Consider the following 26,787-nt stretch of genomic DNA (forward strand, 5'->3'; position numbering starts at 1 on the left):
CAATAATGAAACTATTACGCTTTGGTCCACAGGGACAAGAAAAACCAGGTATCTTAGACGCTCAAGGTCAAATTCGTGACCTATCAGGCATTGTCAGTGACATCAATGGCGCAGCCCTATCTGATGCCATGTTAGCTAAGCTAAAGGCTTTAGATTTAACAACTCTACCAGTCGTCGAAGGTGATGTGCGTTACGGCTCATGTGTGACCAACGTTGGTAAGTTCATTTGTATTGGCCTTAACTACGCGGATCATGCGGCTGAATCAAATATGCCGATTCCAACTGAACCAGAAGTATTCTCTAAGTTTACCACTGCGATTTGTGGTGCCAATGATGATATCGTTAAGCCTAAAGGCAGTACTAAGCTTGACTGGGAAGTAGAACTGGCCATTGTTATCGGTAAAGAAGCGTCTTACATCAGCGAAGAAGAAGCGCAAGCACACATTGCCGGCTACACAGTGTGTAACGATGTATCTGAACGTGCATTCCAACTTGAGATGGGCAACCAGTGGGATAAAGGCAAAGGCTGTGACACCTTTGGTCCAATTGGCCCATACCTTGTAACCCGTGATGAGATCCCAGATCCACACAACTTAGGCATGTGGTTAGAAGTAAACGGCAAGCGTTACCAAAACGGTAATACTAACACTATGATCTTCAAGCCGGCTTTCATTGTTAGCTACCTGAGCCAGTTCACCACCTTAAAACCTGGTGATGTTATCTCTACAGGTACCCCTCCTGGTGTTGGCCTTGGTCAAACTCCACCGGTATACCTAAACGCAGGTGATGTTATCAAGCTTGGCATTGAAGGCCTTGGCAGCCAACAACAAACTGTGATTGAGCACTAAATACACCTAAACTTAGCAAAGCCTTTTTTAGTGCAAACTAGAAAAGGCTTTTTTGTCGGAGAATTATTTTATGCTGACGATGACGAACCTTAATCTTCCGCACCTTAAAGTTGAAGAGCTATCGATCAGTCGAGGACAGTTTTGCGGCATACTCAGTCGCAATGACATCAGTGAAAAGTACCTACTAGATGCGTTATCGGGCCAGTATGATCAACACCCCGAAATCTTATGGTCTGATAACTGCAAAGCACAGGTTATTTCTTTTGAATCGATTCAACAGGTATTTGAGCACGAGCTTAAAATTGATGAAACCGATATTACCAACGAGTTTGATCCCGGCACCCTTGCCATCGATTTTATTGGTGAAACTAATCTTGATTCAGATCTTATCGATAGGCTTTCACTTCGCCCACATCTTCATAAAGGTTTTAGGCAATTAAGCACCGGACAAGCCAAAAAGCTGCTGATCGCCAATGCCATCTTTTCAGGCTGTAATACCCTAGTGCTTTGCCATCCTTTTGATGGACTAGACAGCAGCAGCAACCAGGCACTTAGCCAAACCTTGAACTATTTACACCAGCAAGGCACTACTTTAATTATGGTAATGAATAATTACCACGACATAGTGCAAAGCTTTAGCCATGTCGCTATGATCGAAGCGGGTTCATTAACCACAACGGATGATTCTGCCATTGAGGTTGCCAAGCGTTTTTTTGATGTCAGCCCAATTAATGTTTCCCAGAGCCCACAATACCAAGCGAGGCAGTATTGGCACCGCTACCTTTGTGAGCTTAAAGATTGCCGCGTCAGCTTTGATGGTAAAGTGGTGTTCGAAAATATCAACTTTCGCCTTAAGCCCTTGCAACACACCTTAATCACCGGAAAAAATGGCGCGGGCAAGTCCACACTATTACAGCTTATTACGGGGGATTGCCCCCAGTGCTACAGCAACGATGTCACAGTATTTGGCTATAGACGCGGCACAGGGGAAAGTATATGGGACATCAAAAAACATTATGGTTTAGTCAACAGTGAATTACATCGCTATTACCGCATCGCCTGCGATACCTTAACCGTGGTAGCCTCAGGCTTTCATGACAGCATTGGTGTGTATAAGCAGGTAAACAGCAAGCAAATCAGCCTAGCCAAACAGTGGCTTGATTTTGTTGGCTTAAGGGACCACCAGCAAACTCGTTTTCAAAACTTAAGCTTTGGGCAGCAGCGTTTAGCACTGATTGCACGGGCACTGGTTAAATCCCCTTTGCTACTGATACTAGATGAACCCACTCAAGGTCTTGATGAACAGCACAGACAAATGGTGTTGAACTTAATCACTAAAATCGCTAACGAAAAGCTGGCAACCATACTGTATGTCAGCCACCTAGAAGATGAACACATCGATATTTTTGAGCGAAACTTCCAGCTGTAAACACCACGAAACCTGTATATAAAAATAACCAGACACCGCAACTAATTGACTGAGTTGAATTTGGAAAGAATATGAAATGGAATGATTTTGTTAGGGGATTTACCCTTGTCAGCAGCCTTTTTATGGCTAACGCCTTTAGCCACAGCGCCCAACCTAACATCGTATTAATACTCACAGACGACCAATCCTACGGCATGATGGGGGTGACGGGTAATCCAGTCGTGGAAACACCCAATATTGATGCCCTTGCTAACGAAGGCGTGTTCTTCTCTAACGCCCATGTCACCAGCTCAATTTGTACCCCAAGCCGTGTCTCCACCCTTTTAGGGCAATACGAGCGCATGCACAATGTGAACTTTAACTCTGGCACCGCAGTATCTAAATTTGCCTGGGAACAGTCTTACCCACACCAATTCAAACAGGCGGGCTATTACACTGGCTGGATTGGTAAAAACCATGTCCCAGTTGGGAAACATGGCTATCAAACCGGCTTAATGGAAAAGAGCTTTGACTATTGGTACGCCGGTCATGGGCATATGTTCTTTTATCCAAAATTTAGACATTCGATTTTCTCTGAAGCTCACGCAGATACCCAAGCTGAAATTATTCAAGAAGGGGTAACCGATTTTCTAGATAGCAATGAATATCGTTTTAAAAAGGCGCTCACCTTCTTTGACAGGCGCCCCACTGATAAACCTTTTATGCTGTCGATTAACTTCAATTTACCCCACAATGCTGGCACCAGTAATATGAAGCAAAAAGACAGCGACGGTGAGTTATATACCACAAAGTATCGTAACCAAGAGATCCCTCTGCCAGAACACTACGTCGCTAAAAAAGACATCAAACAACCTAAGCTGCCAGCAAGCCTACTGCGCAGCCGCGATAGACAATTTATTTACGACTATGTTGATACTCCTGAAACCTTAAAAGAGCGTCAGATTCGTCAATACCAAGCCATGACAGGGATAGACAATTTAGTGGGGCATTTACGCCATAGTCTAGAGCAACAAGGGCTTGCGGATAACACCATTATTATCTTTACCTCGGATCATGGTCTGTTTATGGGTGAGCACGGCTTAGGAGGGAAATCACTGTGTTACGAAAAGACTAACCACGTCCCACTCATTGTGTTTGATCCAAGGGCAAAGCCAACAGGCAAACGTAATGCTCTGGTACAAAACATAGATTTAGCGCCGACTATGCTTGCCCTAGCGGGGTTAGAGGCCCCAAGCAGCATGCAAGGAGAAAACTTCAGCCCAAGCATCTATGAAGATAAACCACTAAAGCGTCAATACGCTTTTGCAGAAAACCTTTGGTCGACTCACTTCGGTAACCCTCGCTGTGAAGCCATTCAAGATAGTGAGTGGAAGTACATACGTTATTTTGCCAACCATAACTTATCTGCAGTTGATACCGTAAAATTGGCTAAAAAGTTAAACATGCCTGTCAATAAACTACTGTACGGCACCCACGATAATGATGTCGCCCAATACATGCACTATGTAGAAGCATCAATCAAGGGCGAACAACCGGTTTATGAAGAGCTTTATCATTTAAAAAGCGATCCTGATGAGCTGATGAATTTGGCACAAAAACATCAGCACCATGTAAAACTAGAACAGCTACGGGCAAGTATTGCTGATGTGGTCAAACAAGCACGAGGCCGGCCAACCAATAATGTTGTGCGCTATACTCTAGATTCCAACCCTGATAACAAATAAGGGAGCAGCTTGAGTGTGGAGCTTTAGCTCCACACTGATTAATGATCGTGCATTAAGTCCTGCCAAGTTTGGGCTACTAATTCAATATTCGTTATCAAGCTTGCCGGTAACGCCTTAGATTGATTTGGTTGCAGTGATCGCCGATGACTTTCATCACGCAATTTACAGTAGCTATCGATAAGATCAATCGCTGTATTACGTTCAAGTATACCTTGTTGTGCTAACTCATCGAGCAGGCGAATATTATCAGACCAACGACATAATTGAGGATACTGATTAGCGTGTTTTAAAACCAAATACTGCACCATAAATTCGATATCAGTGATGCCGCCTGGGCTTTGTTTAAGGTCGAACTCGCCCGCTTTGGCGTCAATTAAATGCTCACGCATTTTGGATCTCATCGCAACCACTTCAGTAAGCAGTTGCTGAGGCTCTCTTGGTATGGATAGTATTTGTTGCTTAATTTTATCAAAATCTTGTTGCAGGGAATTATTAGTTCCTATTAAACGAGTTCGCACCAGTGCTTGATGTTCCCACGTCCAAGCCTCGTTAAGTTGATACTCGGCAAATCGATTAATATTAGATACCAGCAAGCCCCCAGAACCAGAAGGCCTAAGTCGCATATCGACTTCATACAAAATGCCAGACGGCGTTCGAGTCGAAAATAGGTGCAAGATCCTTTGTGCCAGTTTCAGATAAAATTCATGAACGGAGATCGGCTTGCGTCCTCCTTGGGTATCACCTTTGCCGTCAAAATGTAAAAAAACCAGATCCAGATCTGAGCCATAACCTAGCTCAATACCCCCCAGTTTACCGTAACCAATCACGGCAAAACCTTTGTCTTCTGGTGCCAGTCCAGCCGGTATTCCAAAGCGTTCGGTTATTTGCTTCCAAGCCAATTCTACCACCTGACTAACTATCGCTTCAGCTAAATAAGTCAAATGATCACTGACCTGCATTAACGGTAACACTCCGGTGATATCCGCGGCGGCAATCTTGAGTTGCTGAGAAAGCTTAAACTGGCGTAAGGCTTCCATTTGCTGTTCCAAATCTTCCTCTGGGATCCGCAATAGATATTGCTGTAATTCCAGCTGGTAATCCTCTAATGCTGTCGTTTGGTAGAGTAAGGAAGGATCAATCAGATCATCCAGCAGCAATGGGAATTTAGCGATTAGCTCAGCAATATAAGGGCTTGCTTGGCATAATTTTAACAATTGCTGTCTGGCCCCAGCGTTTTCCAATAATAACTCTAAATAAGCAGTCCGAGTAAGAATTCGGTCAAGTACATGGGTTATACTATCAAACACTGCGGTAGGATCGGGCTGGGTGCTAAAATCCACCAGCAAGGCAGGCATCAGTTTATCTAAGGTTTCCCTGCCACGACTTCCCATCGAGCGCTTACTTAGCTGCACTCGCCATTGCTTCAGTTTTTGCCAAAACTCTTGCCCGACAAGATCATGCTCTTGAAGTATCTGCAACGCCGCTTCATCAGAATGAGATTGCCACAGCTCCTGACTCCATTCTAATTGTTCATCTTCACTATCACTGTCACCAATGGCAAAAACAAATTGCTGATGCACTATGGTCATCGCCTGAGTGACTATGGCTAACAATTGCTCTGAGGTTCGACAACCAAAAGCACAATTGAGTCTTTGCCAGTTTAACTCATCCTCCAGATTAGGCAGCGTCTGGGTTTGTTTGTCATCGATCCCTTGGAGCAAGTTTTCTAGACGGCGCAACAACAAATAGCTATCCAATAGCTGCGCCATGTCTGTTTCAGGATACATGCCATGACTTATTAACTGCTTCATAGCAGCAAATAATGACTGTCTCCTAAGTTTAGGCTCGCGACCACCGCGAATTAATTGCAATGACTGTACAATAAATTCGACTTCTCGAATACCGCCAGAACCCAACTTAATATTATGCTTGAGGTTGCGCCTTCTCAATTCTTGGGCAATCGACGCTTTCATTTTACGCAGCGACTCAATTGCTGAAAAATCAATGTACCGTCTATACACAAAGGGACGAAGCAATTGTTCAACTTGCTTGCCACCTTCACAAATGGCACCAAGTGCCCTTGCTTTAACCATGGCATAACGTTCCCAATCGCGACCATGATTTTGGTAATAGTCCTCTAAAGCGGTAAAACTGATCACCAATGGCCCTGAATCCCCAAAAGGCCTCAGCCGCATATCCACTCGGTAGCAAAAGCCATCCACCGTAACTTGATGCAATAGATTAATCAGCTTCTGTCCTAACCTTATAAAATATTGCTGATGCTCTAGCGAGCGACGACCATTTTTGGTATTGCCGTGCTCTGCGAAGGTAAAAATCAGATCAATATCAGAAGATAGGTTGAGTTCACCACCGCCAAGTTTCCCCATACCTAAGATGATTAGTGGCATTGGTTGACCGCTGGCATCATACGCTCTGCCATTAGCAGGCAACATAAAGTCCGTTAACCAGTCCCTAGCAGCAATAATAATGGCTTCAGCCAAACGATTAATAAGCAACAGAATTTGTGATTGTGTCTGGAGCTTAAAAAAATCCAACCAAATAATTGTTATAAGCTGCCGATGTCTAAAAACTCTCAGCAACTTCATTGTTTCAGCTTCGCTACTACTGCCACTTAATTGACGATTCAACTCATTAACGTAACTCTCATAATTGGCACTAAAATCATCATTTAAGCAAAGCAACTCATTAACAAAATCGACATTCGATTGAATGAATTTGGCGGCAAAAGGACTAAATCCCATAAAGCGTTGTAACTGTTCAACCTGTGTCGCTGTCAAATCGAATGGGGATAATGACAGTTTATTAATTGCTTTTAGCCCATCCTCAAGCAGCAAATCATATGACATACTTGACCCTATATATTAATTATTGCCAATAAGGCTGTACGGTTAAGGCTGCTTGCCGACTTAAATCCAAAGCAAATAACAGCGACTCTTGGGACTTTAGCGCCTGTTCTGGAGGGGTTTCTCCTAATTCAGAGCAAAGTTGTTTAAGTAACTCGATAGCCTCAAGCTCTATTAAACCTAAAGCTAAATCTAGCCATGGGATTCTAAATTGGTGGGCCCTTTCTGGATGATAAAGATCAGCAAACAGTGCTCCAGTTACTAACCCTAAATTTAATTGTGGTTTAGCGGCTAGGTATTGCTTTGGAGTATAATGCGAACTGTGTGCAAGTGACTCAACAAACTTGAGCCAAGACTGCTTTTGGAGGGTATCAGATAACTCTCTAATAGAATTAGCACTTGGACGCTGCAAAAGTAATTGAGAATGCGCTAATATAGCCAATTGGATTCGACCATAAGACACATCTTCAATCAGGTCTTCAATATTGAACATCTCTGCCTTAATATTATTTATTCGCCCTAAGAGCCCATCACTAAGTTCTATATTCTGCTCTAGCCACTGACAAATTCGATAGTTATCAATCCAATCAAGCTTTTTATACAAACCTTGGATGGTGTGCTGCATAGCATCATCCATGTGACAGAAATCAGCCAAACACACAATCGCAAGTAAGTTATCTTTAAAACTTTGCCACAGCTCCAAGGTTGGCTGCTTTAGCAACAAAGTCTCCAGTTTTTGCCAATTATCTAATACATTAATGAGTAATGACGCTAACCCATGATGTTCGTCGCTATTGGTCACTAGGTTGCAGAATTTGAGCTCAAAGGTTTGCAGTTTTTTGGTGGCACCAAGCATATAGCCACGCTTAGCTTTTGAGTCTTGACCTAGCCGAACAGGTATCACTGCAGCCAATTCATTCGCCAAAGCTAACATTTGCTGCAGATCTCCCTCGATTAATTCAAGCTCAATTTCACAAATGGCTTCTTCTAGGCCAGCGGCTTTTATCAAACCACTATCTAGTGCAATTTCTATTTGGTTATCATCTAAGTACCAACGTAGACGCTCAAAGTCAGTATCAAATACACTGACTAAGCGCTGATTTATTGAGTCAATATCCCAGTTCTGTGGCCAAATTTCCTTTGGAAAAAGACGCAAGTCGGGTGTGGCACTCTTAAGGGGAATGTTAAATTCTGGTCGAGAATGAATTCCTGCTGTGACTTTGCCCGCAGTTTTTATGGTTTGTTCAATTTTTTTTTGCTGCTGGCGAACCCTAAATCCCATCTTATTTTTGGTCAAAACTTGCTCAGGGGTATCGTAATAAGCATTACTTAGATAAATTTTAGGGGCACACTTCAGCTTATTATGGTTATTTAAAAACCTTATCGCCTCTTCAACGTTCTTATTAAAAATCAGAAGCTTAAGCTCTATCTCTGGTTGACTCATAAAAAATTCTTTATCAGCTTGTGGTTAAATTTTATTGAAATTGTCATCTAAGTTTCACACTGTAATCTAACTGTAATATTAGCGTCATAAACTTAGCGTCACTTTTAAAGGACTAATTTTACTCAAAACGTCTAAAATGAATATGTTTTGACCATAATTAAGTTTTTATATTGCTGCATCTTAGGGTAAGATGCGCGCAAATTCACACCTATGTGATAACAACAAAGTTAGGTACAGGCTATGCCAGTAAACTCTATTTTCGGCGTATTTGCAAAATCGCCAATCAAGCCTCTTGAGCTACATATCGATAAAGTTCATGAGTGCAGCAACTTATTGCAGCCATTCTTCAAAGCAGTATTCGCTCAAGATTGGACCAAAGCTACTGAATTACAAAAGCAAGTTAGCCTACTTGAAAAAGAAGCTGACCAACTTAAACACGAAATCCGCATGTCTCTTCCTGGTGGCTTGTTTATGCCAGTAGAGCGTACGGACATGTTAGAGCTACTTTCTCAACAAGACAAGATTGCAAATCGCGCTAAGGATATCGCGGGTCGAGTTATTGGCCGTAAAATGCAATTTCCAGAGTCTATGCATGATGCTCTAATTACATATCTAAGCCGCTGTATTGATGCTGTTGCTCAAGCAAACGAAGCGATTAATGAACTCGATGAACTCCTAGAAACAGGCTTCCAAGGACGCGAAGTAAAGCTTGTTGTAAAGATGATCGAAAACTTAGATAAGATTGAAGATGACACCGATAGCATGCAAATTGAGCTGCGTCGAACTTTATTCGAGATGGAAAAAGATCTGAACCCTGTAGATGTAATGTTCTTCTACAAAATAATCGAGTGGATTGGCGAATTAGCTGATCTTGCAGAGCGCGTTGGTGCTCGTCTTGAGCTAATGTTAGCTCGTTCTTAATTGCTGATTAGGTTTTATCATGTTTGAGACTATTATTACTTACGGTCCTTGGTTAGTTGGCCTTGCTGCAATCGTCGGTTTCTTAATGGCTTGGGGTATTGGCGCTAACGATGTTGCCAATGCTATGGGTACATCAGTCGGCTCTGGTGCGTTAACTATTAAACAAGCAATTCTAATTGCTATGGTATTTGAATTTGCTGGTGCATACCTAGCCGGTGGTGAGGTAACCTCAACCATTCGTAAAGGTATCATTGATTCTGGTGCTTTTACCGATATACCTGAATTACTGGTGTTCGGTATGATTTCAGCGCTACTTGCTGCTGGTATTTGGCTGGTTGTTGCCTCAGCCCTAGGATGGCCAGTATCGACTACACACTCCATTATTGGTGCAATTGTTGGTTTTGCGGCAGTTGGTGTGGGTATGGAAACGGTTGCTTGGGGCAAAGTCGGCGGCATTGTTGGCTCTTGGATTATCACCCCTGCCATCTCTGGCTTTATCGCATTCTTGATTTTCCAAAGTGCACAGAAGCTTATTTTTGATACCGCCAACCCTTTCCAAGCCGCTAAGCGTTACGTTCCTGCTTACATGGCCCTAGCCGGCTTTATTATGTCACTAGTGACCATTAAGAAAGGTCTTAAGCACTTAGGTCTAGACTTCTCAAGTACTGAAGCTTATTTACTGTCTATTGCCGTGGCGGTTATCGTAGCTCTTGTAGGTATGTACTTCATTTCCAAAGTTAAAATCGATGAGCAAGCAACTAAAGACGATCACTTTGTAAACGTCGAGAAAATCTTTGCGGTACTCATGGTTATTACCGCATGTTGTATGGCATTTGCCCATGGTTCAAATGACGTTGCAAACGCGATTGGCCCTCTAGCTGCGGTAGTCTCTATTGTTGAAAACGATGGTGAAATTGCTTCGAAAGCCGCCCTAGCATGGTGGATTCTTCCTCTAGGTGGTATTGGTATCGTAATGGGTCTAGCTATCTTTGGCTCTCGCGTTATCCAAACTATTGGTAAGAACATTACTCACCTAACCCCAAGCCGTGGTTTTGCCGCTGAATTAGCTGCTGCGTCAACGGTAGTGATTGCTTCTGGTACTGGTCTGCCTATCTCGACTACGCAAACCCTAGTGGGTGCGGTACTAGGTGTGGGTCTAGCTCGCGGTATTGCAGCGCTTAACCTTGGTGTAGTTCGTAATATTGTGGTTTCTTGGGTAGTTACTCTACCTGCAGGTGCGGCACTGTCCATCGTATTCTTCTATATTATGCGCGCTATATTTAATGCTTAATCCTAGCTGACCCGCATTAAAATATAACCCTAAGAGGCTAAACCAAAAGGTTTAGCCTCTTGCTTTTGTGCCGCTTATTAAATAGCATTAAGTTATCAAATGTTATCGAGTTAAGATTGTGAAACGTTTTCTATTTGTCGCCCTTTTTACTTTATCAAGCCTAATCCTTACCCCTGCTTCAGCCAATGCTAATGGTTATATCAGTGATGATATTTATATCTTTATGCATGCTGGCCCAGGAAAAAATTATCGCATTGTTGGCAGCATTGAAGCTGGTATGCAGGTTTCTGTAACCGGAAATCAAGGTAATAACTTTATGGAAGTTACCGATTCCAAAGGTCGCAAAGGTTGGATTGAAAGCCAATGGTATAGTAAAAACAAAAGCTTCCGCCAGCAAGTTGCCTCATTCGCTAAAGAAAATAAGCTACTCACTGAGAAACTGCAGCGCCAACAACAAACTGCGTCGACTTCTACTAGTAAATTAAATGAAGAAATTGATAATCTGTCTTCGCAACTGGCAGAACTAAGGGCTTCTTTTAACAGTCAATCAAAAGAAGTTGAGACCTTAACGACCCAACGAGACAGTGCAGTTGAAAATCTACAACAATATCAAGCTGAACATAAGTTTAGACTGACTTTAGAGGGTGCAATGATTGCCGGTGTAGGTATTTTAGTTGGTATTATTTTAGTTTATTTACCTCGACCAAGAAAAAGCCGTCACGGCAACCCTATCATGTAACACATTTTTGTTGTAAAAAAAGCGTACCTAGGTACGCTTTTTTTTTGCATCTTTTTCCTTTGTTGGTGCAGTTACCTTACCTCAACACTACCATCTATTAACATTCACTCCGGTAAGCAAATAAAAACCTGTTCAAGATCACACTTGTGTGGTTATAATCCCGCCATTGAATATTGTATACAATTTTAAGAAGTGCATCAGCACTCACCTAGAGGAGCGCCTCAATGTTTACAGTCAACCAACTGGTGAATCAAAAACCAGGAGAAATAACCTTAGCGACACTAATGAGCACCATTAGTGATTACTATGATATTGATGAAAGCAACTGCATTGAGCAATTACAGCATCAATTAGACGCTGACCAATCTGCTATCGATCAAGTTACTGAAGAGGCTCATCTTCTTATTGCTAAAGTACGCGGCTATGAAAAAAAAGGCATCATGGTTGGTGTTGATGCGTTCTTACAAGAGTACTCATTAGATACCCAAGAAGGCATCATCCTGATGTGTCTTGCGGAAGCTTTACTGCGTATTCCTGATGCTGCTACAGCTGATGCGCTTATCCAAGATAAGCTATCAGGCGCCAATTGGGATAAGCACTTAAAAAGCAGTGATTCTCTACTGGTAAACGCTTCGACTTGGGGCCTAATGCTAACGGGTAAAATTATTAACCTTGATAATGGTACCGAAGACAAGCCAAGTTCGCTGCTAGCAAAACTGGTTAACCGTGCAGGTGAGCCGGTGATCCGTAACGCGATGTACGCCGCCATGAAAATTATGGGTAAGCAGTTTGTTCTCGGTCGCACTATCAAAGAAGCGATGAAAAACTCCCAGGACAATCGTAAAACGGGTTACACCCATTCTTACGACATGCTAGGTGAAGCGGCGCTTTCTGCCGATGACGCCACTAAGTACTTCAATGACTATCTGCGTGCTATTGAAACCCTAGGTCAAGGTAACTACGACCTAAACGAAGCGCCGCGTCCAACGATTTCGATTAAGCTTTCAGCACTGCACCCACGTTATGAAGTGGCCAATAAAGACCGTGTTCTTAACGAACTCTATCAAAGCGTGATCAGCCTAATTAATGCTGCCCGCCGTAACGATATTGGCATTCAAATTGATGCCGAAGAAGCCGACCGTTTAGAGCTTTCTCTAGAGTTATTTGAAAAGTTATACCGCAGCGAAGAAACCAAAGGCTGGAATTTACTCGGTCTAGTCGTCCAAGCATACTCTAAGCGCTGTCTACCTGTGCTGGCTTGGGTAAACACCCTAGCGGCAGAAGTGGGCGATGAAATTCCATTACGTCTAGTAAAAGGCGCATATTGGGATAGTGAAATTAAGTGGAGCCAAGAACAAGGCCTAGCAAGCTATCCGGTATTTACCCGTAAGGCTTCAACTGACGTGTCTTACCTTGCTTGTGCTAAGTTCCTATTATCCGACGCCACTAAGGGTAACATTTACCCGCAATTTGCGACCCATAACGCCCATACCGTGGCAGCAGTCCGTTCATTGGCGGCTGGTCGTTTATTTGAATTCCAACGCCTACATGGCATGGGTCAAGAGCTGTACGATACCCTATTAAACCAAGATCCTCGTCAGCGTGTCCGTATTTACGCACCAGTAGGAGCACACAAGGAGCTGCTGCCTTACTTGGTTCGTCGTTTATTAGAAAACGGTGCTAACACGTCATTTGTTTACAAACTGGTTGATGCTAATACGCCAATTGAATCATTAACGGCGCACCCATTAGATCAGTTAGCGACCGCACCAACATTACATAACAATAAGATTCCATTAGCCAAGGACATTTTCGGCGAGCAAAGAATTAATTCAGCAGGTATTAATATGAATATTCAATCTCAAGCCCAACCATTTTTTGACTCTGTAGACGCATTTACTGACAAGCAGTGGCAAGGCCACTCTATCATTAACGGTCAATCTGTTGCAGGTTCACAAGAGATTGAAGTGACGAGCCCATTTGATTGTCGCAAAGTGGTGGGTAAGGTTTCTTTTGCCGATAAAGCGCAGGTAACCAATGCCATTACTACCGCCCATGATGCCTTTTCAGCATGGTGCCGTAGCGATGTCAACGACCGTGCCCAAATGCTGCAAAAGCTGGCGGATCTGCTTGAAGAAAACCGTGCGGAGCTTATCAGCCTATTAACCCAAGAAGCGGGTAAATCACTGCAAGACGGCATCGATGAAATCCGTGAAGCGGTAGATTTCTGTCGTTACTACGCCGTACAAGCTAAGAAAATGATGGCCAAACCTGAGCTGCTGACTGGACCAACAGGCGAGCTCAACGAGCTACACCTGCAAGGTCGTGGTGTCTTTGTTTGTATTAGCCCATGGAACTTCCCATTAGCGATTTTCCTAGGTCAAATTTCGGCGGCGCTTGTTGCAGGCAATACCGTTGTCGCTAAACCTGCCGAGCAAACCTCACTTGTCGCGGTTCGCACGATAGAGTTGGCATTTGAAGCAGGTATCCCTGCCAATGTGCTACAACTGGTACTCGGTACAGGTAAAGAAATTGGCCACACCCTAACCGCCGATGAGCGTATTGCCGGTATCTGTTTCACCGGTTCTACTGCAACCGCCAAAGCTATCAACCTAACCATTGCCCAACGTGAAGGTGCGATTATCCCATTAATTGCTGAAACCGGTGGCCAAAACGCCATGGTGGTTGATTCAACCTCACTACCAGAGCAAGTGGTTAACGACGTAGTTAAATCAAGCTTCACCTCAGCTGGCCAACGTTGTTCAGCACTACGTGTGTTATACCTGCAAGATGACATCGCAGACCGTGTGATTGAGCTATTAAAAGGCGCGATGCAGGAGCTTACTATTGGCGACCCTGCCTCATACAAAACCGATGTTGGCCCAGTAATTGACCAAAATGCTAAACAAAACCTAGAATTGCACCAGCAATTCCTAGCTAGTAGCGCTAAAGTTCTGCACAAGATGGAGTTACCAGAGCACTGCCAGCACGGTAGCTTTGTAGTGCCAATGGCTGCACAAATTAATAGTATTTCTGAGCTTAGCAAAGAACACTTCGGCCCAATTCTGCATATTATTCGTTACCAAGCGGGTGAGCTTGATCAGGTGATCAGCGACATTAACTCGACCGGTTACGGCCTCACCTTAGGTATTCACTCTCGTAATGAAGGTCATGCCCTAAAAGTGGCTGACAAAGTTGATGCGGGTAACATTTACATTAACCGTAACCAAATTGGTGCCGTTGTTGGTGTACAACCGTTCGGTGGTCAAGGCCTATCGGGTACAGGTCCTAAAGCCGGTGGTCCTCATTACCTAAGCCGTTTTGTGACTGAGAAAACCTTCTCAAACAACATTACAGCCATCGGCGGTAACGCTAGTCTGCTTATTCTTGGTGATGGCTAAACGGCCTTAACTTAGCATTAGTTCGAAAGGGTTGCTGTTAGGCAGCCCTTTTTTGTTTAGGAAGGGTTATAGTACTCTAGCATAACCTAAGGTCTTTGATAGCGGCTTCGCAGCTAGCTAAGGCTGGTATAATTAATTCTAAACAAACTAATAGATAGAGATTTTCAGATGATCGAACGTATGCACACTAAGGCTCGCATGAGCCGTATTGTTAAGCACAAGGGCACCATTTACCTTTGCGGCCAAGTATGTGCTGATGCCGAGCAAGGCATTAAAGAACAAACCCAAACCATGTTAGATAAGGTGGAAGCGCTATTGCTAGAAGCGGGTTCAGCAAAAGAACATATACTTAGTGCGACCATTTACCTTAAAACCATGGATGATTTTGCCGACATGAATGCCGTGTGGGATGCTTGGGTACCAGAGGGGCATGCCCCAGCTCGCGCCTGTGTTACTGCCAATATGGCTCGTGAAGCCCTATTGGTTGAAATTTCAGTGGTTGCCGCTGAAATAGAATAACCCAAACGCCCTTTCAGAAACTGAAAGGGCGTTATGATTTAGCAAATTGGCAAACCGTACTGATTAATTTTATTGAGTAAGGCTCTATGACTGGGTAATACCGTTAATGCTTTTTGTGCCATCAAAGCCACTGCGTGGAATTCATGTTGAGCGGTCTCGATTTCTGTAAACCGATACTCTTGTGCACAGAGTTCAATAGGGTACTCCATTCCATGGAGGATATACTGATAACTGACGGTATAAAAAACTTCATGGCGAGATGCAAAATCAAATTCACTTGGTAATCGCTTCGACCATCGAGAGAGTCGATTGGCTAAACTCTTGGTCATGGTCTGATTTTTTCTATTATCCTGCCAAAACTGGCTGTCATCACGATCTGAAATAGCATAGTGTAGCTTTACAAAATCTATCACATTATCCCACTGGGTTTGCATATCTCGATTAAACTGCGCTGCTACCTCGTCGAACTGTTCAGTATTTACAGGAAGCAACTCAGCTAACATTTTTGCCGCACCATCAAACACCATTAACCCAGTAGCCTCTAAGGGTTCAACAAAGCCTTGAGACAAACCAATTGCCACACAGTTTTTTACCCAAAACTTTTCATGGTAACCAATATTCATGTCGATAAGCCGTGGCTCGATAGCTTTAGCACTCTCCCCTGCCACTGATAATGCGTACTCTTTTAAACGATTGCTAGCGGCTTCGATACTTTGATGCTGACTAGAGAATACATAACCAATACCACGACGACTTGAAAGACCTATATCCCAAATCCAACCCGCTTCTTTTGCAGTAGCTATGGTATAAGGTGGAATTTCACACTGGTCGTCCTCGTAGGGTATCTGCATCGCTAAGGCTTTATCGCAAAGTAATATATCGTTTTTGGGAATAAAACTCACATTCATTGCCTGCCCAAGTAGCAATGATTGAAAACCGCTACAATCCACAAATAAATCAGCGGTATAGGACTTTCCTGAGGTCGCAAACAGTGTTTTTATATTACCCTCTTCATCCAAACGCACATCAGTGATGTCATCTTTAATATGGGTGACCCCTAAGTTATTTACCCCGTGATTGGTCAATAACAAAGCAAATTTAGCCGCATCAAAGTGGTAGGAGTAACCACAAACACCTTCATACTCTTTATTGGTGATATTTTTAGGGGCTAAATGGGCATCACACACCTTACCTTGAAAGCCCGTAGAGTCGACAAATGACTTGTCATCATTGGCTCCCATTAGCCAGTATGGCGTTAGGTCAATATCCTTGTGGGTTCGGTAATCAAATACATGGTGATAATAATTAGGCTGCCCTGGCTTCGATTTCATCCAATCAACAAATTTAATGCTCTGTTTAAATGTGGCATCACACTGTTTGAACAGCTCTGTCTCACTAATACCGAAATACTCTAGACTCTCTTTTACCGCAGGAACCGTCCCTTCGCCTACGCCAATCGTTGGTATATTTGGCGATTCAATTAAGGTTACATTGATCGAGTCTGGCAAGTGACATTGCCAATATTTAGCTAAATGACAAGCGGTTAGCCACCCTGCAGTGCCACCCCCGACGATGATGATATTTTTGACGCTCTTACTCATACTGCTTGCCCTAAATTTTTGACATTCCGTATTTTTTTATTTTATTAATCAGCTCTCTATGAGCTGGCAAAACATCACTAAGGTGCTGAATTAGCTTTTTATTATGCGCTTGATACTCATTCAATACCTCATCCGCTATTGTCAGATGTGGGGCACCCGAAAAATCCGTTTCAAATCCCATACCGTAAAGTACATATTGCCAACTAATTGTGGGGAATAATTCATCCCGAAGGGCAAAGTCGTGGTGCATTGGCGGTTGATGCCTCCAGTGCTGCAAAAGCGCTTGTAATGATTCAGGGATAGAGTTCTGATGCTGATTATCTATCCAAAACTGAGAATCCGTTCGCTTACTAATACAGTAATGTAGTTTGATAAAGTCGATAATGGATTGCCAATGATAATTCATGATCTTATTGTAACGTTTGGCAATAAAGTCCATGCCATACCTTGAAGTTGGCAACTGCTCGGTCAGCATATCAGCGCTTAACTCAATAAGTGCAATGGCTGAAGCTTCTAACGGTTCGAAAAAACCCGCTGAAAGCCCAATAGCAACGCAATTATTTTTCCAAAGTACTTCTCTATGACCACTACGGATGGGTATTTTTCGATAGTTATAATCAACTAACTTACCATCCAAATATACATCGAGCTTATCTAGCGCGGTTTTTTCATCCATATGGCTACTACTGTAAACATGACCAACGCCTCGTCTTTCATGCAGACCAATATCCCATATCCAGCCAGCCTCTTGTGCCGTAGCTATGGTTTGACTCGCTATTGGAGTACTCTCATGTTCATAGGGAACTTGAACCGCCAAAGCAGTATCCGCAAATAGATATTGGGATTGACTAATAAAGGGAACATCATAATGTTTACCAATTAATAGCGCATGAAACCCCGAGCAGTCTACAAACAAGTCCGCCTCAATAATCTGACCATTTTGCAGCGTGAGAGAAGCGATATCACCATTAGTAGCTGAATTTACGCATTCAACATGACCTATTACATGCTTCACCCCTAAATTATTAATACAGTGCTCTCGCATAAATGTGGCAAATTTTCCAGCATCTAAATGGTAAGCGTAATTGGCTACACTGTCGTATTCTGGATGAGTGATATCTTTAGGGGCCTTACCTTGCTGGGCTATCGCAGCTTGAAAACAGATCTCATTGGCATAAACAGCATCGCTGCTGTGGACTTTAACACTTTGCCAAATTCGCTCTAAAGGAAGGTTGGTTCGATTACCGGCATCTGCAAAAGCGTGGAAATAGCTATCACTCCCAGTTTGCCAACCATCAAAACGTGCCCCTTGTTTAAAGGTAGCATCGCATTTAATAATAAATTCAGTCTCACTGACACCAATTTTGGATAATGTAGAACGTAAGGTTGGCCACGTACCTTCACCAACGCCAGCAATGGGGACAGCAGAAGATTCGATTAACGTAACCGCTACGCCACCAGCTTTAGTTTTATGATGGGCGGCCAATCTGGCTGCAGTTAACCAACCAGCAGTGCCGCCCCCAACTATGGCAATTTGCTTAATTGGGCTCATACTAAACAACTGCAGTTGCTAGTTCATTGGCTTTTTTAATCACATTCGCTAACTGGTTTAAGGAAATAACTGCAGCATAAACAGCCCTTAAGTAACCCTTCTCATTAAACTCTGCAAGTGCGCTTGGGCTTAGCTTTTTCAGCTTTTCTTCATCAATAATGTATATTCCATTTAAAGATTGTTGTTCACCATTGATGGTCACTGTGATGTCACGTTTACACAGTAAGTCATGCTGGGCTAGTTGCTGACAGAACTCGACCGTTTTTTGAGCATCGTGGGCGTAATCGATTAACCATTGTTCACGGTTAATTAAATAGCTGGTAGCTTTACCATCAACAAACAGTGGGTTGCCTTTACTGCCTAGCAACTCACTCGACTCGTCGAGTCCCAGCACAGGCTCACCATTGTCATTTGGCGTAAACAGAAATGGGTAGCAGGCCAATGCATGCGGAAGATGATTACCACTCCAACTTTGATCCACAATAAACACGTTCTCATTTTGCTTAACGCCATAGAGACCCACAGGTTCAAATTGACCTGTTTGCGTACTTTTAACAAAAGCCACTGGGCAATCTAATGCAACTTTGTGCAACTCACTAACAACCGCAGGAATCACCATTTGAGTCTTAACAAGTTTAATATTAATTCCATTAACAATGCGGGTATTAGCATGCTTTTCTAAAGAGATGATTTGAATTGAAGACATGATACATCCTTGTTTTTTAATTTTTATTATTCACTAGCGTTTACTAACTTAGCAAATTAATAAACGCTAATAAATAATAAGCCCCCAAAAAGAGGGGGCTTAATTTTAGCAACGAAAGATTAGAAGCTACCTCTTACACCGAAGGTAAAGCGACGACCAGTATCAAATAAACTTACCATACGCGCTTTATCTACCGAGTAATGATAAGGATCATTACCTTGCAGGTTAATTACTTGAGCAATTAAACCGATATTCTCATTAAAGTCGTAACTAAATGAAGCATCAATTTGGCCATATGCATCAACCGATTCACCATAACCTCGTTTACAGCTAGCACATAACGTATAAGAATCACGCCAGTTGTAGGCTAAACGCGCTCCAAAGCTTTCATTTTCATAATAACCAATTAAGTTGTAAGACTTATCTGATAGACCATACATGTTAACTTTAGAAACGTCAGTATCATCTTTTGCTGCTGTTGTATCGAGTAATGTTAAGTTTGCTTGAACACCAAAACCGTAATCAAAGTTATGCAAAACAGCAAATTCATAACCATTAACTTTAGCTTCACCTACGTTCTGGTCGCCAAAAACTTCAAAGGTGCGGTTTACTTCATAATTATGATCATAAAGTTCAATCGAGCCTACATCGGCTGCAATCCAATCTTGTAAATCTTTACGGAAGTTGGTGATATTAATCGCATCATCTTCACCATAGTACCATTCAACACCTAATTCGATATTGGTAGCTGTGTATGGTTCTAAGTTAGGGTTACCACCGCTTCGAGAGCCATAAAAGTTAATTGAGCCATTATTATTTGTACTCGCTGTCGCACTATCGCTGAAACCGGAGCCCAAGCTACCAATCATTGGACGAGTCAAAGTTTGTGAATATGCAAATCGCACAATAACATCTTCTGCAGCATCAAACTTTACATTGAGGCTTGGTAAAACCTTTGAATAACTGGATTCAGTTTTTAAAGTATCTGATTCAGTATAATTATCAGTGTAGCCACCGGTTGTTGCCTGTGGAGTTAATGAATAGAACTGACGACCAGCATTGACAATAGTGTTATCGGTTTGTACATACCTTAAACCTAAGTTAGCACTGACGCGTTCCCACTGAAAGTTAGCTTGCAAGTATGCAGCTATCGTTTCTTCATTAACACTCCAAGCAGCACCTGCATTATATACTGGGGTAAACTCATTAAATTCACCACCATTATCCAAGGCTCGAGCGGCTTCGACTCTAGATAACACAGAGTCATATTCACCTTGAGCAACTTCTGCAGCATACAGATCTCTTTCGGTATCTGCATAATCGCCTCTAAAGCCACCCTGATCCCAGTTATGCATCGCCTGATCATACATCTGCTGTGCTAATGCTGTTGCATCAACACTACTGAAATGATTAAAGATATCGACCGGATCATAAACATACCATGAATCGGCAAAGCCATTATCCACTTCATGTTCTGATAAAAAACCACCTTCAGGAGCGAATTCCGTCAATAGTTCACCTGGAACATTAAAGCGGAAGAATCGATACGCATTATTCACTGCACTTGGTGTTTCCCAGCGCTTAGAATCTTTCTTTCTGTCTTGATAGTAAAGACCAAAATCAACGCTCTGCAGTGGACCAAGCTCTAGCGTATAAGTAAAGTCTAAACGCCCTTCAGTAATGTCATCTTCGGTCATGGTATCACGCAACATGATAGTGTTCATGTGGTAGTAATCTTTATTACCTTTAAATGAACCTGGCGCTGTTTCCATGATAAAGGAGCCATCTTTAAGCTCGAATGAGCCTTCTTCTTGAATTGGGTAAGCGACCTGTAGGATTGGGTTGTTTTTAGAATCGCTTTTAGAGCTCGACTTCTGAATATCAAAGTTCATTTGCAAATCATCAGTAATTGACCAATCAGCATTAAAGCCAATCATCAAAGTATCTGAATCACGGTTTACGTGATCCATTGATGTTGAGTTCCATTGCCCCACAGGAAGTAATTGGCCAGAACCATCATAGAGATCAAACATTCCTGTGTCAGGATTCCATGGCTTCGTCGAACGACTAAATTTAGTCACGGTACCCGCTGGCCCCATATCGGGATCGATTGTTGCATTGTGAGCTGGGTTCGAAGTCCAACGGTTAAGGTTAGTGTTTCGCTTATCTGCGGTTAACTTAGAGTACAATACATCTGCAGTTAAAGTCAGTTCATCAGTTGGCGCCCATTGAGCGGAAATCGTCGCCCCCATTCTCTGACGGTCGGCTTCTTCATAACGCTGACCATATGAACGAGCAACGCCTGGACCTTGAATAGTATTCGAACTGGTTGCATCATTCTCTTCAATGATCTGAACATTATCAGCATAACCAGACACCCAAGCCTGATCCATTCTGCTGTCTCTTTGCTGGAATGCAAATGAAGCTAACAGACCAAATTCATTATCCCAATTATTTGAAACAATGGCAGATACAAAAGGATTAGTACTTTTTGCTAAATCATCATAAACCGCCTTTGCCGAAGCGGCGGCTTTAAAGCCTTCGATGTCGAAAGGTTTGAATGTGGTAACATCAACACTGCCACCTAAACCACCTTCTATATCTTCTGCCTTCGCCGTCTTGTAAACGTTGGCCCCACTAATGAGCTCTGAAGCAACCAAATCAAATGAGAAACCACGGCTACTATTATCCGTTGGCATGGTTCTACCATTGAACAATACATTCGTAAAATCTGGACCAAAACCACGTACCGAAATTTGTTGCCCTTCACCAGATTCACCACGGTCAATAGTTACACCAGTAATACGTTGTAAAGACTCTGCTACGTTTTGATCTGGAAACTTACCTAAATCTTCTGCAGAAATACCATCAACCACACTGTCGGAAAATCTCTTATTATTTAACGACTTGATGATACTTCCCTTGTATCCACTTACTTCTATAACTTCAATTTGTTGTTCTTGTTCTTGTTCTTGTTCTTGAGCATTAACATTAATTGCAAGCAAAATTGAAGCCGTTAATAAGCTCGTTTTAAATTTATTTGATTTCATCACTATTCCCTTTGAGTGTATTTTTTTCAAAAAAAGCCATTTAAAAACGACAACGACTAACAGCCTTTATTGATCTATCTATCCCATTTGGACAATCCTATTTAAAGCACATACTCAATATTTTTTGTTCGAACAAAGACTTTTGTTTCAAATATCAAACAAACAGCTATTGTTTATTTATCCCGTATCATTTATGAAACAAATTTTGACCCATGCATAAAAAAGCCCCTTTAACCATCAGGCTAAAGGGGCAATAACACTTATTGTTAATTATTTTAATTTTTCATCGAAGAACGCAGTAATCGTGCGATACATATGGGTGCGAACTTTATTACCCCGCATCGAATGTTTCGAGCCTGGGTAATCCATAGCGGTAAATAAACTCCCTTGGTCTTGCAGCGTCTTATATAACTTAGTAGCGTTGGTAAACAGCACGTTGTCATCGGCCATGCCATGGTAAATAAATAAGCCGCCTTGGTAGTCTTTCGCGTATGGGAAGACTGAGCTTAACTCGTAGCCCTTAGCATTCGTCAGCGGATGGCCTAAATAGCGCTCTGTGTAATGGGTATCATACAGTGCCCAATCGGTTACCGGCGCCCCAGCGACAGCAGCCTTAAAGGTGTCTCCTGCCTTAAAGGACGCCATAATCGACATATAACCACCATAACTGTGACCATAAATGCCAATATTGTCGCCATCAACATAAGGTAAACTTTGAAGGTACTTAGCCCCGACAATTTGATCCTGCAGCTCAATTTCACCTAAGTGCTTATAGATCACTTGTTCAAATGCGGTACCACGATTGGCACTGCCACGGTTATCTAGCTGGAATACCAGGTATCCCTGTTGTAATAAGTACTGGGTAAAGTAGTCATGGCTTGACCAGCGATTCGCCACTAGCTGCGCGTGTGGGCCACCATAAACCCGCACAATCACCGGGTACTGTTTGCTTTCATCAAAGTTGTGCGGTTTAAATAAACGGTACTTAAGGGCTTTGCCATCCTCTGCTGTGAGCTCGCCATATTGGGCACGTTGGAAGTAACCAAAGTAAGGCGACAATGGGTGGTTTTCATCAATTTGGTTTTGCTCAATCCACTGCAGGTTATCGCCAGTGGCAGCATCATGCACACTCACCTGGGGTGGCTGCATATCACTTGAGAAGCGATCAATATAGACATTGCCCGCATTAGCAAAACTCACCGAGTGAGTGCCCGCACGTTTAGAAATTTGTTTGATTTGATCTGTGGCTAAATCCAGCTCATACAAATGCACTTCTAACACATCGGTTTTACGACCGCTGAAGTAAACTTTACCGGCTGTTTCGTTGATGCTTACCAGTTTATCAACCTGCCAATCGCCCTTAGTCAGTTGCTTAGCTAAAGAACCATCGTTGTTGTATAGGTATAAGTGACTGAAACCAGAGCGCTCTGAGGTCCAAATAAATTGGGCGGATTGCTTTAAAAACTTTAGGTTATGGTGCAGGTTTAACCACACATCATCGCTTTCGGTTAATAGCACCTGCTGCTGTTTTGAAGCTAAATTGTAATTACGCAGCTCAATGGTATGTTGCGGTCGGTCCTGCCATTGGTAAGTCAGGTCTTCACCCTTCGCCTGCCAATCAACTCTAGGAATATAAATATCACGCTCGTCCCCTAGGTCTATCCAAGTACGCTTGCCCTTTAGATCGGTAATGGCTAACTTAATATCGACGTTAGCTGTGCCTGCATAAGGGTAGCGTTGATCCACTAACTTAATGCCATCGGCATAAATTTCGTTGCGGGTTACCAGCTCTACCGGAGTTTCATCGACCTGTAAAAAAGCAATGTGCTCTTCGGTTGGCGACCACCAGTAGCCTGTCATGCGATCCATTTCTTCCTGAGCAACAAATTCACTCATGGCATTTTTAATTGGACCTTGACCGTCAAAGGTCAGTTGAATTTCTTTATCTGCCTTTAGATCATAAACATAAAGGTTCTGCGCCTTTACATAGGAGACATAATTACCTTTAGGAGATAACTTAGGATCCGTCACAAAGCCATCGCCAGTATTAAGCTGACGCGCCTGTTCACTGCCAAGGGTGTAATAATACAGGCTACCTGCTGATGGGATAAGCAACGCCTTAGAGTCTGTGCCCCAGGCATAGCTCATAATGCCTGAACCATAGACACGCATGCGTTCACGGCGGGCTTTTTCTTCGTCTGATAGTTCTTTTTCAACTAATTGATCTGCACTTAACAGTAGAGATTGCTCACCACTTTGCATATCAAGCTGCCAAAGGTCGTAACGAAATTGGTCGTCATCTCGGCCTTTACGCAAAGTTAAAATGTTGCCATCAGGAGATAGCTTTACTCCAACAGGGGCTTTACCTGAAAACGATGGCGAGTCATATAAACGCTCAACAGTTAATTCTTGGGCTATGGTTGCAGTGGTTGTTGCTGGATCATTTTTTTCAGATTGTTGTTCCGTGCAGCCTGCAAGTGCGAGCGTAACAGCCATCGCAGTGGTGACAAAAGAGAGTCGATTCATGATGTAACCTTATCATTATAATTATGTAACTATTTTGCACTATGAAGAAAGTTAATACCAAGGTTTTAAGTAATTTCAGGCATTTTTAGGTATTATAAGCCATAGGTTTTTCGAGGAATGAACATGACTTTACTCAGCGATATATTAAAAAAACAAGCCAACCAAGAGCTTGCTGCTGTCATTCAATCATTGGCAGAGGTTTCTAAGACCATTAGCCAATCCTTACAACACGGCCCTCTTATCGGTATTATGGGTAATGCTAGCAGTGAAAATGTACAAGGTGAAACTCAGAAACAATTAGATATTGTTTCTAATGAGCAAATCAAAGCTGCATTAGCCAACTGCCAATATGTAAAAGGCATCGCTTCAGAAGAAGAAGACGATGTGGTGGCCAGCAACAGCAACGGCCAGTACCTAGTAAGTTTTGACCCCCTAGATGGCTCTTCTAATATCGACATTAACTCATTAGTTGGCACCATTTTTTCTGTACTACCGGCAAGCGATGGAGAGCTGACTAAAGAGAGCTTTTTACAATCTGGCCGTAATCAGGTGGCCGCGGGCTATATGCTGTATGGCCCATCCACATTGATGGCGCTAACCACAGGTGAAGGGGTGCAGTTGTTACTGCTAGATCCGAGCATTAATGACTATGTACTTATCAATGAAGCCATGAGTATTCCTGCTGACACCAGTGAGTTTGCCATTAACATGTCTAATCAACGCTTTTGGCAGCCTGCCATGCAGGCCTATATCGCCGACCTAGTGGCGGGCACCACAGGTAAGCGTGATAGAAACTTTAATATGCGTTGGATTGCGGCCATGGTGGGTGATGTTCACCGAGTGCTTAGCCGTGGGGGAATTTTCATGTACCCGACCGATACCAAGAACCCAGCCAAGCCTTATAAATTACGCTTAATGTATGAAGCCAATCCAATGGCCTGGTTAGTTGAGCAAGCCGGTGGCATCGCTTCTACCGGTTATGAGAATATTTTAGACATTCAACCGAATGATATTCACCAGCGTGTAGCGGTGATTCTAGGTTCTAAAAACGAAGTTCAGACTTGTTTAAAGTATCATAATTAACGTCAAATTAAGTGCATCCTTAAAGGCTAATGCTATTTTCATTAGCCTTTTTCGTGAGCGCTCAAGTTTAAAACAGTCATTTCCTTTGCTACAATAGCGACAATTATTTTTTGGAGATAAAAATCAATGTCAATGTACGTTGTTGGACATAAGATCCCTGATTCAGATTCTATTTGTGGTGCCATTGCTCTTTCTTACCTAAAAAACCAAATTGGTGAGCCTGCTACTCCTGCTCGTCTAGGTGACGTTTCTCCTGAGACGGCATTTATCCTAGAAAAGTTTGGCTTTGAAGCACCAGAGTTTAAAGAATCTTACGCTGGCGAAGATGTTTACATTGTTGACCACTCAGAGCTAACTCAAGCCCCTGACGATATCAGCGAAGCGACTATTGTAGGTATTGTGGATCACCATAAACTTGGTGATCTAACTACCGCGACGCCACTGGAATGTTGGATCCGCCCAGTGGGCTGTTCAAACACCATCATCAAGATGATGTATGACTTCCACAATGTTGAAATTCCAAAAAACATTGCCGGTATCATGATGTGCGCAATTCTCAGTGATACGGTTATCTTCAAGTCACCAACTTGTACCACTGCGGATATCAAGTGTGTTGAAGCCTTGGCTGAAATTGCTGGCGTTGAAGACTTTAAAGCCCTAGGCATGGAAATGTTCAAGGTTAAATCTGCTGTTGAAGGTACTCCAGTGCGCGACCTAGTAATGCGTGACTTTAAAGACTTCAACATGAATGGCAGCAAAGTGGGTATTGGCCAACTTGAAGTGATTGACCTGGCAGTATTTGACGACATTAAAGCCGATCTAGAAGCCGACATTGCGGCAATGAAAGCAGAAGGTGAGCGTCACACCATGATGCTATTACTTACTGATATCATGAAAGAAGGTTCAGAAGTACTGGTGATCTCTGACAACCACAGCTTAACAGAACAAGCCTACGGCAAAGCCTCTGTAGAAGGTCGTGTATGGTTAGATGGTGTGCTAAGCCGTAAGAAGCAAGTCGTACCAAACTTACAAAAAGTATTTGAAGCTTAATCATTGCTTTAACTAGGGCCTGCAAATGCAGGCCTTTTT

Annotated in this window: 17 protein-coding genes; 10 read left to right on the forward strand and 7 right to left on the reverse strand. The window is 42.8% G+C overall.

Annotated elements, in window-relative coordinates; all coding sequences use genetic code 11:
* Positions 1-5 precede the first annotated feature (5 nt).
* The 3 genes from GFB48_RS08780 to GFB48_RS08790 all read left to right on the forward strand — a co-directional run bounded on the left by GFB48_RS08780 (position 6) and on the right by GFB48_RS08790 (position 4,001).
* Positions 6-848, forward strand: coding sequence for a fumarylacetoacetate hydrolase family protein (locus GFB48_RS08780; protein ID WP_163934095.1), 843 nt, complete (start codon positions 6-8; stop codon positions 846-848).
* Between the two features lie 70 nt (positions 849-918).
* The gene (locus GFB48_RS08785; RefSeq protein WP_163934096.1) at positions 919-2,277 is read left to right on the forward strand and encodes an ATP-binding cassette domain-containing protein; all 1,359 of its coding nucleotides are present in this window, start codon (positions 919-921) and stop codon (positions 2,275-2,277) included.
* 71 nt (positions 2,278-2,348) lie between these two features.
* The gene (locus GFB48_RS08790) at positions 2,349-4,001 is read left to right on the forward strand and encodes a sulfatase-like hydrolase/transferase (RefSeq protein WP_163934100.1); all 1,653 of its coding nucleotides are present in this window, start codon (positions 2,349-2,351) and stop codon (positions 3,999-4,001) included.
* A 38-nt stretch (positions 4,002-4,039) separates the two neighbouring features.
* On the opposite strand, the gene glnE is transcribed toward GFB48_RS08790, so the two are convergent.
* The gene (gene glnE, locus GFB48_RS08795; RefSeq protein ID WP_163934102.1) at positions 4,040-6,868 is read right to left on the reverse strand and encodes a bifunctional [glutamate--ammonia ligase]-adenylyl-L-tyrosine phosphorylase/[glutamate--ammonia-ligase] adenylyltransferase; all 2,829 of its coding nucleotides are present in this window, start codon (positions 6,866-6,868) and stop codon (positions 4,040-4,042) included.
* A 19-nt stretch (positions 6,869-6,887) separates the two neighbouring features.
* Positions 6,888-8,309, reverse strand: a complete 1,422-nt coding sequence (locus GFB48_RS08800) for an inorganic triphosphatase (RefSeq protein WP_163934105.1) — start codon at positions 8,307-8,309, stop codon at positions 6,888-6,890.
* Between the two features lie 240 nt (positions 8,310-8,549).
* On the opposite strand from GFB48_RS08800, the gene GFB48_RS08805 reads away from it, so the two are divergent.
* The 5 genes from GFB48_RS08805 (at position 8,550) to GFB48_RS08825 (ending at position 15,180) form a co-directional block, all read left to right on the forward strand.
* On the forward strand, positions 8,550-9,230 hold the full coding sequence (locus GFB48_RS08805; protein ID WP_163934107.1) for a TIGR00153 family protein: 681 nt from the start codon (positions 8,550-8,552) through the stop codon (positions 9,228-9,230).
* Positions 9,231-9,249: 19 nt separating this feature from the next.
* Positions 9,250-10,521, forward strand: coding sequence for an inorganic phosphate transporter (locus tag GFB48_RS08810; RefSeq protein ID WP_163934110.1), 1,272 nt, complete (start codon positions 9,250-9,252; stop codon positions 10,519-10,521).
* 118 nt (positions 10,522-10,639) lie between these two features.
* Complete coding sequence (locus tag GFB48_RS08815) at positions 10,640-11,260, forward strand: TIGR04211 family SH3 domain-containing protein (RefSeq protein WP_163934113.1); 621 nt, start codon at positions 10,640-10,642, stop codon at positions 11,258-11,260.
* A 224-nt stretch (positions 11,261-11,484) separates the two neighbouring features.
* Entirely contained in the window at positions 11,485-14,661 is a 3,177-nt protein-coding gene (putA, locus tag GFB48_RS08820; RefSeq protein WP_163934116.1) for a bifunctional proline dehydrogenase/L-glutamate gamma-semialdehyde dehydrogenase PutA, read from the forward strand.
* A gap of 168 nt (positions 14,662-14,829) precedes the next feature.
* Positions 14,830-15,180, forward strand: a complete 351-nt coding sequence (locus GFB48_RS08825) for a RidA family protein (RefSeq protein ID WP_163934119.1) — start codon at positions 14,830-14,832, stop codon at positions 15,178-15,180.
* Positions 15,181-15,218: 38 nt separating this feature from the next.
* On the opposite strand, the gene GFB48_RS08830 is transcribed toward GFB48_RS08825, so the two are convergent.
* The 5 genes from GFB48_RS08830 to GFB48_RS08850 form a co-directional block, all read right to left on the reverse strand.
* Positions 15,219-16,781 (reverse strand): tryptophan halogenase family protein, encoded by a 1,563-nt coding sequence (locus tag GFB48_RS08830; protein WP_163934122.1) that lies wholly within the window; start codon positions 16,779-16,781, stop codon positions 15,219-15,221.
* 10 nt (positions 16,782-16,791) lie between these two features.
* Positions 16,792-18,333, reverse strand: coding sequence for a tryptophan halogenase family protein (locus tag GFB48_RS08835; protein WP_163934125.1), 1,542 nt, complete (start codon positions 18,331-18,333; stop codon positions 16,792-16,794).
* Between the two features lies 1 nt (position 18,334).
* Positions 18,335-19,039 carry a SapC family protein gene (locus tag GFB48_RS08840; RefSeq protein ID WP_163934127.1) on the reverse strand — a complete coding sequence of 235 codons (705 nt, stop codon included), beginning with the start codon at positions 19,037-19,039 and terminating at the stop codon, positions 18,335-18,337.
* 119 nt (positions 19,040-19,158) lie between these two features.
* On the reverse strand, positions 19,159-22,089 hold the full coding sequence (locus GFB48_RS08845; protein ID WP_163934130.1) for a TonB-dependent receptor: 2,931 nt from the start codon (positions 22,087-22,089) through the stop codon (positions 19,159-19,161).
* A 270-nt stretch (positions 22,090-22,359) separates the two neighbouring features.
* Positions 22,360-24,615: a S9 family peptidase gene (locus tag GFB48_RS08850; RefSeq protein ID WP_205597706.1), complete on the reverse strand. Its 2,256-nt coding sequence runs from the start codon at positions 24,613-24,615 to the stop codon at positions 22,360-22,362.
* Positions 24,616-24,738: 123 nt separating this feature from the next.
* On the opposite strand from GFB48_RS08850, the gene GFB48_RS08855 reads away from it, so the two are divergent.
* Positions 24,739-25,698, forward strand: a complete 960-nt coding sequence (locus GFB48_RS08855; protein ID WP_163934133.1) for a class 1 fructose-bisphosphatase — start codon at positions 24,739-24,741, stop codon at positions 25,696-25,698.
* Between the two features lie 126 nt (positions 25,699-25,824).
* Positions 25,825-26,748: a manganese-dependent inorganic pyrophosphatase gene (locus tag GFB48_RS08860; RefSeq protein ID WP_163934137.1), complete on the forward strand. Its 924-nt coding sequence runs from the start codon at positions 25,825-25,827 to the stop codon at positions 26,746-26,748.
* Positions 26,749-26,787 lie beyond the last annotated feature (39 nt).

It is taken from the genome of Paraferrimonas sp. SM1919, from assembly GCF_010993985.1.
Lineage (GTDB): Bacteria > Pseudomonadota > Gammaproteobacteria > Enterobacterales > Shewanellaceae > SM1919.